General features: G+C 33.6%; 15 protein-coding genes. 14 read left to right on the forward strand and 1 reads right to left on the reverse strand.

The annotated features are described in order from the left end of the window. The first annotated feature begins 85 nt into the window (after positions 1 to 85). The 12 genes from LQ694_RS10325 to LQ694_RS10380 all read left to right on the forward strand — a co-directional run bounded on the left by LQ694_RS10325 (position 86) and on the right by LQ694_RS10380 (position 12,981). Positions 86 to 2,635, forward strand: a complete 2,550-nt coding sequence (locus tag LQ694_RS10325) for an NEAT domain-containing protein (RefSeq protein WP_218697130.1) — start codon at positions 86 to 88, stop codon at positions 2,633 to 2,635. Between the two features lie 428 nt (positions 2,636 to 3,063). Next, positions 3,064 to 4,242: a YbfB/YjiJ family MFS transporter gene (locus LQ694_RS10330; RefSeq protein WP_231492985.1), complete on the forward strand. Its 1,179-nt coding sequence runs from the start codon at positions 3,064 to 3,066 to the stop codon at positions 4,240 to 4,242. Between the two features lie 98 nt (positions 4,243 to 4,340). Then, positions 4,341 to 5,051 carry a GntR family transcriptional regulator gene (locus tag LQ694_RS10335; protein ID WP_058612326.1) on the forward strand — a complete coding sequence of 237 codons (711 nt, stop codon included), beginning with the start codon at positions 4,341 to 4,343 and terminating at the stop codon, positions 5,049 to 5,051. Between the two features lie 55 nt (positions 5,052 to 5,106). Further along, on the forward strand, positions 5,107 to 6,207 hold the full coding sequence (locus tag LQ694_RS10340) for an SIS domain-containing protein (protein WP_218697131.1): 1,101 nt from the start codon (positions 5,107 to 5,109) through the stop codon (positions 6,205 to 6,207). Positions 6,208 to 6,219: 12 nt separating this feature from the next. Further along, positions 6,220 to 7,155, forward strand: a complete 936-nt coding sequence (locus LQ694_RS10345) for a 1-phosphofructokinase family hexose kinase (protein ID WP_070369283.1) — start codon at positions 6,220 to 6,222, stop codon at positions 7,153 to 7,155. Further along, the gene (locus LQ694_RS10350; RefSeq protein ID WP_218697132.1) at positions 7,152 to 8,093 is read left to right on the forward strand and encodes a tagatose 1,6-diphosphate aldolase; all 942 of its coding nucleotides are present in this window, start codon (positions 7,152 to 7,154) and stop codon (positions 8,091 to 8,093) included. Before LQ694_RS10345 ends, LQ694_RS10350 begins: the two co-directional genes overlap by 4 nt. A 22-nt stretch (positions 8,094 to 8,115) precedes the next feature. Beyond that, positions 8,116 to 9,900: a glycoside hydrolase family 35 protein gene (locus tag LQ694_RS10355; protein WP_196968466.1), complete on the forward strand. Its 1,785-nt coding sequence runs from the start codon at positions 8,116 to 8,118 to the stop codon at positions 9,898 to 9,900. Then, on the forward strand, positions 9,901 to 10,377 hold the full coding sequence (locus LQ694_RS10360; RefSeq protein ID WP_058612321.1) for a PTS sugar transporter subunit IIB: 477 nt from the start codon (positions 9,901 to 9,903) through the stop codon (positions 10,375 to 10,377). It abuts the gene before it with no gap. Between the two features lie 27 nt (positions 10,378 to 10,404). Further along, entirely contained in the window at positions 10,405 to 11,307 is a 903-nt protein-coding gene (locus LQ694_RS10365) for a PTS mannose/fructose/sorbose/N-acetylgalactosamine transporter subunit IIC (RefSeq protein WP_070369285.1), read from the forward strand. Further along, positions 11,294 to 12,151, forward strand: a complete 858-nt coding sequence (locus LQ694_RS10370; RefSeq protein ID WP_058612319.1) for a PTS system mannose/fructose/sorbose family transporter subunit IID — start codon at positions 11,294 to 11,296, stop codon at positions 12,149 to 12,151. Before LQ694_RS10365 ends, LQ694_RS10370 begins: the two co-directional genes overlap by 14 nt. 18 nt (positions 12,152 to 12,169) lie before the next feature. After that, positions 12,170 to 12,565 (forward strand): PTS sugar transporter subunit IIA, encoded by a 396-nt coding sequence (locus LQ694_RS10375; RefSeq protein WP_048540852.1) that lies wholly within the window; start codon positions 12,170 to 12,172, stop codon positions 12,563 to 12,565. A gap of 68 nt (positions 12,566 to 12,633) precedes the next feature. Continuing rightward, positions 12,634 to 12,981: a DUF2200 domain-containing protein gene (locus LQ694_RS10380; protein WP_096791670.1), complete on the forward strand. Its 348-nt coding sequence runs from the start codon at positions 12,634 to 12,636 to the stop codon at positions 12,979 to 12,981. A gap of 38 nt (positions 12,982 to 13,019) precedes the next feature. Here the strand turns inward: LQ694_RS10380 and LQ694_RS10385 are convergent, their stop codons facing one another. Next, the gene (locus LQ694_RS10385; RefSeq protein WP_081335240.1) at positions 13,020 to 13,799 is read right to left on the reverse strand and encodes a class I SAM-dependent methyltransferase; all 780 of its coding nucleotides are present in this window, start codon (positions 13,797 to 13,799) and stop codon (positions 13,020 to 13,022) included. A gap of 134 nt (positions 13,800 to 13,933) precedes the next feature. Here LQ694_RS10385 and LQ694_RS10390 point away from each other — a divergent pair, with 134 nt between their 5' ends. Beyond that, positions 13,934 to 14,452, forward strand: a complete 519-nt coding sequence (locus tag LQ694_RS10390; RefSeq protein ID WP_218697134.1) for an NUDIX hydrolase — start codon at positions 13,934 to 13,936, stop codon at positions 14,450 to 14,452. A gap of 371 nt (positions 14,453 to 14,823) precedes the next feature. Further along, on the forward strand, positions 14,824 to 16,602 hold a 1,779-nt coding region (locus tag LQ694_RS10395), incomplete at its 3' end, for a YSIRK-type signal peptide-containing protein (RefSeq protein ID WP_239772023.1).

A 16,602-nucleotide genomic window follows, 5' to 3' on the forward strand; every position in this document is an offset into this window, starting at 1 on the left:
TAAAATTTTGATTAGATGGTATAATTTTGAATTGACAAATGATAATGATTATCATTATCGAATTTAATTTACGGGAGAGATGAATATGACAACACAACACGAGCACAACAAGAATCGTTCAACAATCAAGAAGCAACATCATTTTTCTATTAGAAAATTGTCGGGAGGGATAGCTTCTATTGCTATTGGTGCGACTTTATTTTTGGGAGCAGGTCAAACAGCTAATGCAATGGAAGATAAAGTTGATACAGTAAATGAAGCGGCGGCTACTACTGAAGATAGTCAAAGTGAGCCAGTAGCAGCAGACGATGCTTCGGCTGCTGAAACAGCAGAAGCACCAGCTGCAGAAAATGTAGATAATGAAACAGAAAGTAATGACGGTGTAACTGAAGAAATTCAAGGTTCTGATGCGACTGACTCAACAGATGTAAAAGCAGATGATGGAACAAGTTCGGGAGAAGAATCTGAAGCAAAAGAAGAACCTGATACAACAGACCCAAGTAAAGAAACACAAGTATTTCCTGAAGATGAAACATTAGAATCAGCGGTTGGATCTGATGGAGCGGCAGACAATGCAACAACTGAAGTGACTACCGATAAAGAGGAAAGTGCTGTATCCGAAGAAAACGAAGCACATGACTTTGGATTTATTGTAAAGAAAGAAGCAGAAGATGCAAAATCAGTAATGGATGATTATTTAGAACATCCTTCAAAAGTAAGCCATGAAAATGGAAAAACATATGTGAATTTCACATTATTAAACCCTAATTGGTGGAAAATATTTGAATTATATAATGGTGACGAAAAACTTAATATGACAACATTAGAAGAAAATGATGATAAACGTGTTGTTAAAGTTGAAGTACCATCAGGCGTTTCAGAACTTACATCAAAAGTACATATCGTTGTACCATTTATTAATTATGATAACAAATATACAACACGCGTTATTTTTGATGAAGCTGTTCCAGATGCATCTCAAGTAGTTCCAGAAGTGCCTAAAGGAGATGCAGAGGCACCAAAAACAGAACCTGAATCACCAAAAGCAGATGCAGAAACTCCTAAAGCGGATCAAGATCAAACTTCTAAATTAAGAGAAGATGTTAAAAATAAAGAAATCCACAATAAACAAGTTGATGGAGAAAAACGTCCAATTAACTTTAAAGTGATTAACCCAAAAGATAATTCAGAAATATTCTATTATGCTGCTATGATTAAAGATCCAGCAAATATTGTTTTTGATGGCGAACAACCTATTTTAGAATTACGTGTGGATGCACCTTCAACATGGGGTGAGTTTGATTTATTTGATGGTTATAAAAAGTTAGACTACGATGTTGTTTCATTTGATCCTGAAAATGAAGTAGCAACTATTAGAGTTAAAGTTAATGAAAATACGAAAGAATTAAAAGTAAAAGGAACTTCATTAATATTTGGTAAAAAGTCTGAACATGAACTTGGTCATATAGTATTTGATAAACCAATTACTAAAGACGCATCTAACTATGCAACAGCAGATGATTATAAGAAACAAAAAGATAGAGAGAAATATGATAAAGCTGTTACTTTAGAAGATAAAGTTCGTGAGCTTGAGAAATTAATCGATAAAGTTTCTGATGATGAAAAACCGCAACTTCAAGAAGTATTAAAAGGACTTAAAGATAAATTAGCTAAAGAATTAGAAACTGCAGTTACAGAATTTGAAAAAGCACCAGTTACCAATGTAAATACTTCAAAAGCAAAAGACAGAAACTTTAAAGTTTTACATAGTTCTAAAGAGGATCAATCTCATATGGACTTTGAAGTTGAACACCCAGCTAAATTAGTTGAGTATAATGGTAAGAAGATGTTAGCTATTACATTAAAGCATGATTCAATGTGGAAAGATTTCCAAGTAGAAGGTGAAGATGGGTATAAACGTCCAATTACAATTAGCAAAGATAGTGAAAAAGATACAAGAACAATCTTATTCCCTGTTGTAGAAGGTAAAGATTTCTATAATGCAATCATTAAAATCCATCTAATAACACCACATATTGAATATGAAGGATCATACCATGTAAGAATTAAGGACTTAGGAGATGCAGCTGAAACAGCAGCGCCAGAACCAACGCCAGAACCAACACCTGCACCAAGTCCAGCTCCAGATAATAAACAAGAGCCAACAAAAGATCAGCCATCAATAGCAACACCGGATCAAAAACAAGAGCCAGCAAAAGATCAAAAACAAGAACCAACTAAAGACCAACAACCAACAGTTAAACCAGATCAAAAAGCTGAGCCTGTTGTTAATGTAAGCACAAAACCAACAACTGAGCCAGCAAAAGAACAAGTTAACACAAATAAAGAAGAACAAAAATCAGTTGATCCAGTAGCAAGCAAAGATAAAGTTGAAGCAACAAATCAAGAACCAAATAAAGAAAAAGCAGAAACTGAATCAACAAAACAAGAATTAAGTAAAGATAAAGCGACAACTGAGCAACCAACAGAACAAGCTAAGAAACAAGAAAATAAAAATGAATTACCAAATACAGGTGAGCTTGATAATACACAATATGCATTATTTGGATCACTTATAGCTGGATTAGGTTCATTGTTCTTCATAGGTAGAAGAAAAACAAAAAATAGTAAATAAAAATGAGACCTAAATAATAGTCTCGTATCATGCCAACAAAGTCACAAGTGTGATTTTGTTGGCTTTTTTTATAAGCAGTTCTGGCTGAAAGTGCAAATACTGATACCGTTACGAGCAGTTTTGGCTGAAAGTGCAAATACTGAGTGTGTTAGTTACACTTCAGCCGAGTTTTGTAATTAAGGCCGCCCATAGTAACACTTCGTTCGAGTTTTGTAACTAACGCCCCCGTTACGAACAAGTTTGGTCAGAAGTGTTCATAACGCCCCCGTTACGAACAAGTTTAGCCAGAACTGTTCACAAGAGCCCTTACTACACTCATTACCAATAATTCTCCTCATTTTCCTCATCTTTCTGCTATAAATTCATCTTGTATATTAATGCTATGAGTAGGATAATAATGTTTAAATATAGAAAATGAGGTGCATAAATTGTCAGCAAATAAAGCATATAAACAATTACTACTAGGAATGTTATCACTATTTATTGTCATGGCAATTGGGCGATTTTCGTACACGCCTATTTTACCTTTTATGCAAAAGGCGACTCATTTAACAAACCAAAATGCTGGTTTACTAGCTACGGTAAATTACTTAGGATATTTAATTGGTGCGATGATTCCGACCTTTTTAATTATTAAAAGTAAAGTGGTAGATTTAAAAATTTATTTATTAATCAATATTATTTCTGTTCTATTGATGGGTGTTACGCAAGGTTTTCTTGTATGGAATATTTTAAGATTCATTGCTGGCATTACAAGTGGTACTGTATTTGTGTTAGCTTCAAATGTTGTGCTCGAGTCTTTAAATAAAGGTGGGAAATCTCATTTATCTGGATTCTTATATAGTGGTGTAGGGATTGGTATATTTACAAGTAGTATATTTATTCAAATTTATACGGATTATAATACTTGGGCATCAACATGGATTATCTTAGGCATCGCTTCATTAATATTAGGTTTTATAGTTATATTCTTTATGAAAGAAATTAAAGAACCTGTCAACTTAGAACAAAAGACAATACATATAAATGATCAAAATAGCGCATTATATACAAAATGGTTTATGGTATGTTTTTCAATTGCTTATTTATTAGAAGGTGCAGGATATATTGTCACAGGTACGTTCTTAGTTGCGATTGTTGAATCTATTCCCGATTTAAAAGAATACGCAGCACTTAGTTGGATGTTTGTTGGTATGGCAGCAATACCTTCATGTGTATTGTGGTCTATTTTAGGCAATAAGATTGGATTTATTAAAGCGATATATTTAGCTTTCATTCTTCAAATTATCGGCGTGATTTTACCAGTGTTTTCGCATAATATTATAGCCTTAATCATAAGTTCATGTCTGTTTGGTGGGACATTCTTAGGATTAACGACTTTATTTATGTCTCGTGGTCAACTCATGAGTGCTGTCTCAGGAAGAAATTTAGTCGCTTTACTTACATTTATATATAGTCTCGGACAAGTTATGGCACCATATTTTGCAGGTATCCTTATCGGAAGTTATAATAACTATAACGGTGCATTGATATTTGCATCTTCTTTATTAATACTCGCTCTTGTAGCGATATTTATAAGCATAAGACCATATCAACCTAAAAGTTAGAATAGTGCAAATATACATTTTTATAAAGCGTTTACATTTTAAAGAGAATGATTTATAATTAAAACTGGTTATAACCAGTTGGAATAGGAATGATTGAGATGTTAAAAAATACACATTTATATTATCAAGTTTATGCAAAAATTAAAGATAAAATTATTTCAGGTGAATACAAAGAAGGCGACAAGTTACCTTCAGAACGAAAGCTTTGCGATGAATACGAAGTTAGCAGAATAACGATTAGAGAAGCGTTAGATAACTTAGAAGCAGAAAGTTTAATTCAAAGAGAACATGGTAAAGGGTCTTTTGTATTAGGTAATCAATATAATCAGAAGATGAACAATCTTTATAGCTTCAAAGATGAAGTTGAAAAAAGCGGCGACAAAGCAAGTACAAAGGTAATAAGTATTCAAAGAGTAAAGCCTAGTATTTATATTCAAGAAAAAATGCAGCTCAAATCATTTCAAGAAGTGTATGAACTTAAAAGATTAAGATTAGCCAATGATAAACCGTTAGTATTTGAGACTAGTTACTTACCTTTAAAGAATTGCGAAGGGTTGGATCGATTTGATTTTAATGAAGTTTCATTATATGAAACATTAAACAATCATTACCAAATTCAAATCAATCATGCTTATGAAACATTAATAGCAAAAAATATAACTAAAGAACAAGCGCAACATTTAGAGAAAAATGTTAATGATCCATGTATGTTTATAGAAAGATATAGTTTTGTAAATGATGAGATTATTGAATACACAGAGAGTGTTGCAAGCGGTAAAGACTATAAGTACACAATAGACTTAATATAGTCTTTATATAAACAAACTGGTTATGACAACATTACCAATATTGGAGGGGAAAGTATTGTTAAACACTACAGACACATATTCGGAGATAAAACAACAACCTGAAATGTGGCAATTAACAGAAGAGATTATTAGAGACACTAAATCAGATTTTGATGAATTCATTAAAGATATAGAGAAAAATACAACTGGGAAGTTAAAGGTACTATTTACGGGTGCAGGGTCATCTGCGTATGTTGGTGATATTTTAAGAACAGCAATTGATACGATACAAATGCCTAAGTGGGATTTTGAATCTGTGCCAACGACACACTTTGTTACGAGTCCAAATACGTATATAGATTCAGAAACGACGTATTTAATTGTGTCATTTGCTAGATCTGGTAACAGTCCTGAAACGAAAGCAACGATTGATTTAATCGAGCAGTTATCAGATAACGTACATCATTTATTTATCACAAATAATAAAAGTGGTTATTTAGCAACAGAAGAAAGTTTAAAGCATGTTTTTAAAGTCATACTTCCTAAACAAACAAATGATAAATCACTAGCCATGACATCAAGCTTTTCTTCAATGCTTGTAGCAGGTTATTTATTATTTAACGGATCGATTACGAATGGCTTTTATGATACTGCAGATTCGCTTTTCGAGTATTTGGAAGAACTAGCAGATCAAACATTACAAAAATCATTTGAAAAAGTATTCTACGTAGGAACTGGCTTATTAGGTGAGCTTACTAAAGAAGTCAGCTTAAAATTAAATGAACTAACAGGTGGTCATGTTGAGATTGCTAGAGAAACGACATTAGGGTTTAGACATGGTCCTAAAGCAGGACTAAAGAAAGGTTCTATTTTTATATTGCTTAGAAGTAATGAAGCTTATAAACGTGACTATGAAAGTGACTTATTAAATGAAGTGAACAATGTTAAAGATAAGTACCAGTTGCTGATCTTAGATGCTCAATCTTCAGATGAAAGTATACAAGTACCAAATATCGAGGATTATAATGACTTTGAAATAGGGCTGATTTATTTAATGTTTGGTCAATTACTAGCAAGCAAAAAATCTATAGAACTTGGTTTGAATCCTGATAATCCAAGTCCAGATGGCTTTATTAATCGTGTTGTTAAAGGGGTAACAATATATCCATATAGCTAAAGGGTGAGAAGAATGATTTTGACAAATACATTAAATCCATCTATCGATATCAGCTATCAAGTTGAAAGTCTTGAAATTGGGGCAGTGCATAGACCGACACAAATGATCAAAAATGCTGGCGGTAAAGGTATAAATGTGACGAAAGTTCTGGATGATTTAGGTGCAGACGTGACAGCTACAGGTTATTTAGGTGGAGAGAATGGACAATGGATCCAAACTCAACTCGAACAAAGAAATATTCAACTTCAATTCATAGATATAGAAGGTAATACAAGACAGTGTATCGCGATTAACGATGGTGAACATCAAACTGAAATTCTTGAAGGTGGACCCGAAGTATCTGAAGCATCGCAAGCATTGTATCTTAAACAATTAACGGATATCGCGCATCAGTACAAAGTTGTAACAATCAGCGGAAGTACACCAAAGTTAATGAATCAGTCAAAGACCGCATATATAATCAAAATCTTAAATACATTAACGCATAGTTACAACATTGTCGATATAGATGGTCAATCGTTAAAAGCTATTTTAGGACAGACTACACAAATTCATGCAATAAAGCCTAATCAGTCAGAATTTGAAGACTTAGTTAATCAAAAGGGATTAAGTCACCAAGACATTATCAAGATTCTAAAAACGAATCAGTTATTTAAAGATGTGGATGTATTAGTAACGCTTGGTTCTGAAGGTGCGATTATTAAATTGAAACAGTCGATTTACAAAGCAACTTTACCAAACATAAATGCGGTTAATCCTGTAGGTTCAGGAGATGCTACTGTGGCAGGTATCGCTTATAGTGTGGAGCATGATTTAGATCCTGTAACGACAATTCAAACAGCTTTAGCATGTGGTACTTCAAATGCGATGCAAGCTGCAACGGGAAAAATCATTCAACAAGAAGTGGATGATTTAATCAAAAAAGTGGGAGTGGAAAAATTAGGATGACAAATAAAGATATTAATAAACTCGTCGATGACAAAGGGATATTCGCTGCAATTGCTGTTGACCAAAGAGGTGCACTCAAAAGATTACTAGGTGAACAAGGAACGGCTGACAACATTGCATTATTTAAAAAACTTGTATCTGAAACACTTACACCAAATGGTTCTAGTATTTTATTAGACCCTGAATATGGTAAAGATGGCATACAAACCAAGGCTAAAGATGCTGGATTAATTTTAGCTTATGAACAAACAGGATACGATAAATCAGTAGTCGGTAGATTACCAAGATTAGTTGAAGGTTTATCTGTTAAACAATTAAAAGAGATGGGTGCTGACGGTATTAAATTACTCATTTATTATGATGTTGATGAACCGGACGATATTAACAATGTAAAGAAAGATTTAGTACAACAAGTTGGACAAGAAACGGTCGAAGAGAATATTTCGTTCCTATTAGAAATCTTAACTTATGATGATCAAATAGGTGATGAAAAAGGTCAATCATACGCTAAAGTAAGACCACATAAAGTGATAGAGGCAATGAAAGCTTTTAGTGATGAAAAGTATAACGTCGATGTACTTAAAGTTGAAACACCCGTTAATATGAACTATGTCGAAGGTTTTGCAGAAGACTATGTGTTTAGTAAAGAAGAAGCGGCATCATATTTTAAAGAACAAGACAGTGCAACTTCAATACCTTACATATATTTAAGTGGAGGCTTAACTTCACAACAATTTAAAGATACACTTGTCTTTGCACATGAAAGTGGTGCGCATTTCAATGGTGTATTATGCGGACGTGCAACATGGCAAGGTGGAACTGTTGTACTCAAAGAACAAGGTCAAGAAGCTGCTAAAGAATGGTTGAACAGTGAAGGCATTCATAATTTAGAGACGCTCAATAACATCATACAGAAGACAGCAACTCCAATAAGATAAACAAAGAACAGGTGGTGTAAAGATGCATAAATTTGAAATTAACACTGATTTCTTATTAGATGATAAGCCTATTCAAATATTGTCTGGTGCTATTCATTATTTTAGAGTACCTAAGGATGACTGGTATCATTCATTATACAATTTAAAGGCACTCGGTTTTAACACAGTTGAAACCTATATTCCGTGGAATTATCACGAGCCTCGGGAAGGACATTTTGAATTTGGTGGCGAAAAAGATATTCAACACTTTATTCAATTGGCTGTAGAATTAGGTCTATACGTGATTATAAGACCATCTCCATTTATATGTGCAGAATGGGAGTTTGGAGGTTTACCTTCATGGTTGCTCAATTACAAAGACATGAGAATTCGTTCGTCAGACCAAAGATTTATCGATAAAGTAGACCGATATTATGCACAATTATTTAAAATATTAAAGCCTTTACAAATTGATCATAATGGACCGATTATTATGATGCAGATTGAAAATGAATATGGCTCATTCGGTGAAGATAAATCATATTTAAATATGATTAAAGATTTAATGATTAAACATGGTACAACAGTGCCACTATTTACATCTGATGGCGGATGGGCACAAACTTTGAGGGCAGGCAGTATGGCTGAAGATAATATTTTACCAACCGCTAACTTTGGATCTAAGACTGATATAAACTTTCAAAATTTAAAATCATTCCATGATGAATTTCAGAAAAAATGGCCGCTCATGTGTATGGAATTTTGGGATGGTTGGTTTAATCGATGGGGCGACGACATTATTAAACGAGAAAGTGATGATTTAGTTGCTGAAGTAAGAACTGCCGTTCAACAAGGACATATCAATTTATATATGTTTCATGGTGGTACGAATTATGGATTCTGGAACGGTTGCTCAGCTAGAGGTATGGTAGACTTACCTCAAATTACTTCTTATGACTATGATGCACCGCTTAATGAAATGGGTAATCCGACTCAAAAGTATTATGATTTGCAAAAAATGCTCAAAGAAGAAATACCACATATTGAACAAGGAGAACCGTTAATAAAAAATTTTATTGAATTGAAACACATTCAACTACAAAATAAAGTCAGTTTGTTTAATGTTCTAGATGAAATATCGTACAAGACGACTGCTAAATATCCAGAGACGATGGAAGAAGCGGGTGATGGGCTAGGTTACATGCTTTATCGTACGAAAGTACACAAAGATTCATCCATTGAAAAATTTAGAATTGTTGATGCAAGAGATAGAGTAAAGATGTATATAGACGGTGAACATGTTTATACGGGGTATCAACAAAAAATCGGGGATACTTTTGAAGCTGAATTACAATCAGAAGACCCTCAAATTGATATACTCGTTGAAAATATGGGACGTGTAAATTATGGATATAAATTGCTTGCGAGTACACAAAGAAAAGGTTTAGGACAAGGTTTAATGCAAGATTTGCACTTTGTTCAAGATTATGAACAATTCCATATTCAATTAGAGCAACTAAATAAGGAGCATTTTGAAGAAGAGTGGATTAAAGATACACCTGCATTTTACAGGTATGTGTTTACGTTAAATGAAGTAAACAATACGCATATTGATGTAAGCGCTTTCTCAAAAGGTGTAGTATTAGTGAATGGCGTGAATATAGGTAGATATTGGAATATTGGACCAACAGCATCCCTATATATATCAAAAGCACTGCTTCATGAAGGGGAAAATGAAATTATTATTTTTGATACTGAAGGGACATATAACCAAGAAATTAATCTGGTGAAAGAACCTAAATTTATTCAAAAAAAGGGAGAGATTTAAATGACAATTATAGCGAATAGAATTGATGGTAGGCTGATTCACGGGCAAGTAGCAAATTTATGGACGACAAAGCTAGATATTACAAGACTTATGGTTATTGATGATGTTGTCGCAGAAAGTACAGTAGATAAAAGTGGCCTTAAATTAGCAACGCCAGCTGGTGTTAAATTAAGTGTATTACCTGTTAAAAAGGCAGCGGATAACATTCTAAATGGTAAGTATGACTCTCAAAGATTAATGGTGATTGCCAAAGGACCTGATCAATTTTTAGAACTTGTAAACTACGGTGTGAAAATTGATGAGTTAAATGTTGGTAATATGTCTCAAACGAATGAAACAAGATCAATTAAACGTTCGATTAATGTTACAGATAAAGATATAGAAACATTTAAAGAGCTTAACGACAAAGGTATTCGAATTATTTCGCAAATGGTTCCAAATGATAACAGTGAGGATTTCATGTCATTGATTAAATAATATTCAAACAAAAAGGGGTTTTTAATTATGGAAATATTATGGTGGCAAGTTCTGCTTTTAACATTATATGCGGGTTATCAAATATGGGATGAACTTCATCTTTATTCGTCAATAAGCCAACCCGTATTCGCAGGTTTAATTGCAGGGTTAATAATGGGAGATGTAACAACTGGTTTAATTATCGGTGGTAGCATGCAGTTAACAATTTTAGGGGTTGGTACATTCGGAGGTGCATCTAGAATTGATGCGAATTCAGGTACAATTTTAGCGGTAGCTTTCTCAGTTGCATTAGGTATGCAGCCAACTCAAGCAATTGCAACATTAGCTGTACCTGTTGCGAGTTTGATGATTCAAACAGATATTCTAGCTCGATTTACAAACACATTCTTTGCACATCGTATAGACGCAAAAATCGAACAAATGGATTATAAAGGCATTGAACGTTATTATATTGCAGGTATTATTCCATGGGCATTATCAAGAATGATTCCAGTATTCTTAGCATTAGCTTTTGGGGGTTCTGTCGTTAAAACAGTTGTGAATTACTTGAACGCTGACTTAAAGTGGCTTGGAGATGGATTAACAACTGCAGGAGCTGTATTACCAGCAGTCGGTTTTGCAATCTTATTAAGATACTTACCTATTAAGAAACATTATATGTATTTCATTTTAGGATTTGTATTAACAGCGTTATTAGCTACAGTATTTGATGGTATGAGCGGTTTAGGTACAGCTGTATCAGGACTTGATAAGAAATTTGATACTGTATTTAATCCTCTACCTATGTTAGCCATTGCATTAATTGGCTTTTCATTTGCTGCAATGGAATACAAACGTACTTCTTTAGCAAAACCAGTACAACCTGGAGAAATGAATACTTCTAATTCTCAAAATGATGATGAAGGGGAGATTGAAGATGACGAACTATAATCAAAATGTTGATCCTAAAGAACAAAATGCCTCAACAGATGGACAGTATAAATTAACTAAAAAAGATTTTAGACAAATTAATAGAAGAAGTTTATTAGGATTCCAAGCCGGATGGAACTATGAACGTATGCAAGGATCTGGCTATTTATATATTATGCTTCCACAATTACGTAAAATTTATGGTGACAATACACCAGAACTAAAAGAAATGATGCATACACATGCTCAATTCTTCAATACGAGTAACTTTTTCAACACAATTGTGACGGGTATTGATGTCGCGATGGAAGAGCAAGAACAGATTAAATCTAAAGAATCTGTAAGTGGTATGAAAGTAGGTTTAATGGGACCATTCGCAGCAGTAGGTGACTCTATATTCGGTTCATTAATTCCAACTATATTTGGGGCGTTAGCTGCCAATATGGCAATTAACGGAAATCCTTTTGGTGCTTTTATATGGTTAGCAGCACAAATTGCCGTTATGGTCTTTAGATGGAAACAATTAGAATTTGCATACAAAGAAGGTATATCTTTAGTAACAACGATGCAACATAAACTCGAATCATTAACAAATGCTGCTACATTGCTCGGGGTATTTATGGTCGGAGCACTCGTCGCCACGATGGTTAAAGTTCAATTTGCATGGGAACCAAAAATTGGTGATTTAACCGTTAATATTCAAAATAATGTCGATATGATTTTACCAAAATTATTACCATTAGCAATTGTACTAGGTGTTTATTGGTTATTAGGAAAAAAACATATGAATTCAACACGTGCAATCTTTATCGTTATTATTGTAACGGTTATATTATCTGCATTAGGCGTATTAGCAAAAATTTAATCAATAGGAGTTTTCACAATGGGAAAATTAATTTTAGCAAGTCATGGTTCAATGTGTGAAGGTTTAAAAGAAAGTGTTGAAATGATATTAGGACCACAAGATAATATTGAAACTGTTGCACTTTTGCCTGATGAAGGACAAGAAGACTTTGAAAAGAAATTTCTAGCAGCAATCACTGATGAAGAAGTAACTGTATTTACAGATTTACTAGGTGGTACACCAGCCAATGTCATTTCTAAAACTTTAATGACTGGAAAACAGTTTGATTTATATGCTGGAATGAACTTGCCTATGGTTATTGCATATTTAAATGGAGAAATGCTGAATCAAGAAGCGGACATCATTAATGAAACACAAAAAAGTATCGTAAAAGTAAATGATTTACTACAAGGCTTAGATGAAGATGATGAATAACGATAAAAATTAGTCAAGAAATGCTGTTACCTTTATAATAGAGTAAAGATAAAAATGAGGGATGCATAATGAAGAATGAAAAAATATATGACATGCCAGTATCAAATGTTTATCCACACTACGTCACAAAAGCTGAGAAAAAAGGTAAAACAAAAGCAGACGTAGATGAAATCATCATTTGGTTAACAGGTTATAGTCAAGAATCATTAGATCAGCATTTAGAGAACAAAACTGATTTTAGAACATTTTTTGAAGAAGCACCAAATATGAATCCAAATAGAAAACTGATCAAAGGCGTCATATGTGGCATAAGAGTTGAAGAAATCGAAGAACCACTTATGCAAGAAATTAGATATTTAGACAAATTAATAGATGAGCTAGCAAGGGGAAAGAAAAAAGAAAACATATTTAGGTAAATATGTAGTAAAAGCATGGGAGATTATCCCATGCTTTTTTAATGATATGCTATCCAAAGTGTCCACTGATCTTTTTCTATTATCGGAGAATTGTCTCCTACATATTTGTGAAATTGTGCTATAAATGATTTTAATTCTTGGTCTGATAATTCAAATAGAATACTACGACCTTTTCTTGATAAATAATCATGCTGTAAGGATTCTATCGTTGCATATGATTGTCTAATTTCATTAATTTTTAAAGTTTCAACATTATTAAATCCAACATCATACAATGCGTTTGTAACATCTACTTCTGAATGTCTTCTCTTTGAATCAAAATCACGAAGTCTTGGAAAATGTTCATATAAATATCCGCGTAGATTGGTTGAAGAAGCAGGAATCGCTAAATCTTCAATAGTTCGATCTTGAATAACAAATATGCTGTTATCTTTTAGAATACGCTTTGTTTCTAAAAAAGCTTTTTGTAAATCTTGAATATGATGAATCAGCGCTCTTGAAAGGATAAAATTCTGGGACTGGTTGGCTAAATGATTATTGAATATATCTCCAACTTCAAATTGTATATGGTTATTGTAAGCTTGTTCATTAGCTGATGCGATCATTACTTCAGATTGGTCTATACCTAAGACATGATTGAATCCAAATTCACTTAATTGATTTGTATAAATGCCGCCACCACAACCAATGTCTAGTGCATCATCCATATCAATATTAGATTGTTTGATGATGCTACTTATCAAAGATACCCATTTATAATCAACCTTTCGTCCACTATACATATACTTATTATGCTCATCATTAAAAATATTATTCAAAATATCATCCCCTTTCCTTACACCATACACCTAAATGAATGGTTGTAATAATACACATAACTTATGAATAGCTATAACAAGGTGTTAATTTCAATATGATAAAATATGATTACTATGATTACGGAGTGGTGAGAATGGAGAATTGGGATTTATACGATGAAAATAGGCAGTTATTAAATGAAACGATGACAAGAGGAAATGAAGTGCCTGCTAATCGATATCATCTTGTGATTCATGTTTGTATTATTAATAAACAGGGACAATTGCTAATACAAAAAAGAAGAGATGACAAACAAGGATGGCCAGGTAAGTGGGACTTTTCAGCAGGAGGTAGTGCTGTTCAAGGTGATACAAATAGAGATGCAGCAGAACGAGAAACATATGAAGAACTAGGTATTCAATTAGATTTAACTAATCGAAGACCACATTTCACAATTAATTTTGACGACGGATATGATGATTTTTTCATAGTGCATCAAGATATAAATATAGAGAAACTAAGCTTTCCAACAGAAGAAGTACAAGAAGTAAAATGGGTTACAAAACATGAATTATTAGACATGATTGAAGAAGGTTTATTTATTCCATATAGGAATAGTTTTATAGAATTTATATTTGAAATGAATATCGGTTTAGGAACAATCCGTGAGTAAGAAACAGTTTAGCTGTTTCTTTTTTTGTAAATTTTATTATTCAGATAAAGTTTTCAAAATAATATGATTATTGTTATTTAACTTATTAAACTAGTGCTCACTCGTTCAAAATATATCTCTCGCACAATTTGTATAATACAACAATTCTTTGTAACTATATGAAATTATGTATATTTTGAAATATATAAATACTATTAAATGGTTTGATTTATTTTATTTACTCCTTAAATGTAATTTTATAACAATTAAAATAACTTATATAAATATAGTTACATTGTATAATGTTAGTTTTGCAATAAAAAAATATGGTGCAAAATTAAAATTTTATAGTAATATTAAGTTGTATTTAAATAATTTGGGAGGAGTAATATATGAGAGAAAAGAGAAGATACTCAATACGCAAATTCACAGTAGGAGCAGGATCAGTTTTAATAGGTTTAACGCTGTACTCAGGTTTAAATACAGTAGAAGCAAGCGAAAATAATTATGAAACATCTTTCAAGATTTTGGATAATTCATCAGATGATTCTGATGATAGTGATTCAATAAAAGAAAGGAGTTTAAATTCTGAACAACAACAATCGACTTTAAATTCCACTGAGCAAGATTTGAAAGTCGATGTTACGAGTAATAATACGGGAAATGAAAGAAATGAATCAGAAGTTCAAGAACTAACTTCACAACAAGAGAATAGTAATACCTCTGATGTTGCAGATGGTTCATCCGAAGCAATAAATAATGAAGAAGTAACGAATGATCAAGGGGAAGCTACATATGACGGTCAACCGTCTCAAGAGCATCCATTAAGTGATAATGACTTAAAAGATTCAAATAATCAAAATTCAGAAGAAACAACAGTAAATCAAACTGAACAAGGGAATGATTCAGAAGATTCTTCAACTGATGAACAAAATGTAGAAGAAAATACTGAAGATGATATTGATCAATCAAATAATGAACGTCCTTCAGAAAATAGTGAGAATGTAGAAGATACTACATCAGAAGCAGATGAAGATAGTGCAAATGACTCTGAGGAAACATCTGAAGAAGATGCAACAAAAGAAGACATAGATGCAAATAAAGACTCAGAAAAAGATGTTCCTTCTGATAATAAAACCAAAGAAGATGAGTCTGTAAAAAATACAGCCGAAAAAGTAGAAACATCAAAAGATGAATCTTCATCAAAAGGTATAACGAATAATACACAAACCGAAGCTTCAAATAAGAGAATAGGGAATATTAGCACAAATGCTTTAATTGATGTAAATTTACTTGGTGACATGAATTTAGATGCATCCCATAATGATGGGAAGTTACAATTGAAATTAGAAGGGAGTCCACTCTTAAATGTAGCATTAGGCTCTACTTATCCGACTTTTCAATTGCCACCTCAATTTAGAACATTAATGTCAGACCCTAATTTTAGAAACGCTGTAAAAATTGATTATGATTTGCCTCCCACATTGTTACTAGGGCCAAGAAGAACAGGATCAATAACAGGGAATGATATAAATATTGATCCAAACACAGGGGTAATATATGGTCAAGCACCAAGATTAGCAGCAATATCTTTGGCTAGTAGAATAACTTATACTTTAACTTTAGATTTAAATGCACTAACAGCTGGTGGTATTTTGCCAGATTCTGATCAACCAGGAAGACATGAATATAACTTTAGATCAGCAGTTGGATCAGGGATCATAAATGTTGATTTATTAGCAAGTAGTGGTGATTCGGATTCAATAATTATTGAGGATGACGCAGATGCCGACGCCGATGCAGATGCCGATGCGGATGCCGACGCTGATGCAGATTCTGACGCCGATGCAGATGCCGACGCCGATGCAGATTCTGACGCAGATTCTGACGCTGATGCCGATGCCGACGCAGACGCAGATGCCGACGCGGATGCCGACGCAGATGCAGATGCAGACGCCGATGCTGATGCAGATGCCGACGCTGATGCAGATGCCGACGCAGACGCAGACGCGGATGCTGATGCCGATGCCGACGCTGATGCCGATGCCGACGCAGACGCCGATGCGGATGCAGACGCTGCTGCCGATGCCGATGCAGATGCAGGCGCCGATGCTGATGCCGATGCCGACGCTGATGCCGATGCCGACGCAGACGCTGATGCAGATGCAGAC

Source organism: Mammaliicoccus sp. P-M58 (assembly GCF_022386165.1).
GTDB classification, from domain to species: domain Bacteria; phylum Bacillota; class Bacilli; order Staphylococcales; family Staphylococcaceae; genus Mammaliicoccus; species Mammaliicoccus sciuri.

Bases quoted from the DNA above. Each gene is read 5' to 3' on its own strand.
- LQ694_RS10370 (WP_058612319.1), top strand. From the start codon at position 11,294: ATGACGAACTATAATCAAAATGTTGATCCTAAAGAACAAAATGCCTCA.
- LQ694_RS10335 (WP_058612326.1), top strand. From the start codon at position 4,341: ATGTTAAAAAATACACATTTATATTATCAAGTTTATGCAAAAATTAAA.
- LQ694_RS10390 (WP_218697134.1), top strand. From the start codon at position 13,934: ATGGAGAATTGGGATTTATACGATGAAAATAGGCAGTTATTAAATGAA.
- LQ694_RS10380 (WP_096791670.1), top strand. From the start codon at position 12,634: ATGAAGAATGAAAAAATATATGACATGCCAGTATCAAATGTTTATCCA.
- LQ694_RS10350 (WP_218697132.1), top strand. From the start codon at position 7,152: ATGACAAATAAAGATATTAATAAACTCGTCGATGACAAAGGGATATTC.
- LQ694_RS10345 (WP_070369283.1), top strand. From the start codon at position 6,220: ATGATTTTGACAAATACATTAAATCCATCTATCGATATCAGCTATCAA.
- LQ694_RS10325 (WP_218697130.1), top strand. From the start codon at position 86: ATGACAACACAACACGAGCACAACAAGAATCGTTCAACAATCAAGAAG.
- LQ694_RS10375 (WP_048540852.1), top strand. From the start codon at position 12,170: ATGGGAAAATTAATTTTAGCAAGTCATGGTTCAATGTGTGAAGGTTTA.
- LQ694_RS10365 (WP_070369285.1), top strand. From the start codon at position 10,405: ATGGAAATATTATGGTGGCAAGTTCTGCTTTTAACATTATATGCGGGT.
- LQ694_RS10355 (WP_196968466.1), top strand. From the start codon at position 8,116: ATGCATAAATTTGAAATTAACACTGATTTCTTATTAGATGATAAGCCT.
- LQ694_RS10360 (WP_058612321.1), top strand. From the start codon at position 9,901: ATGACAATTATAGCGAATAGAATTGATGGTAGGCTGATTCACGGGCAA.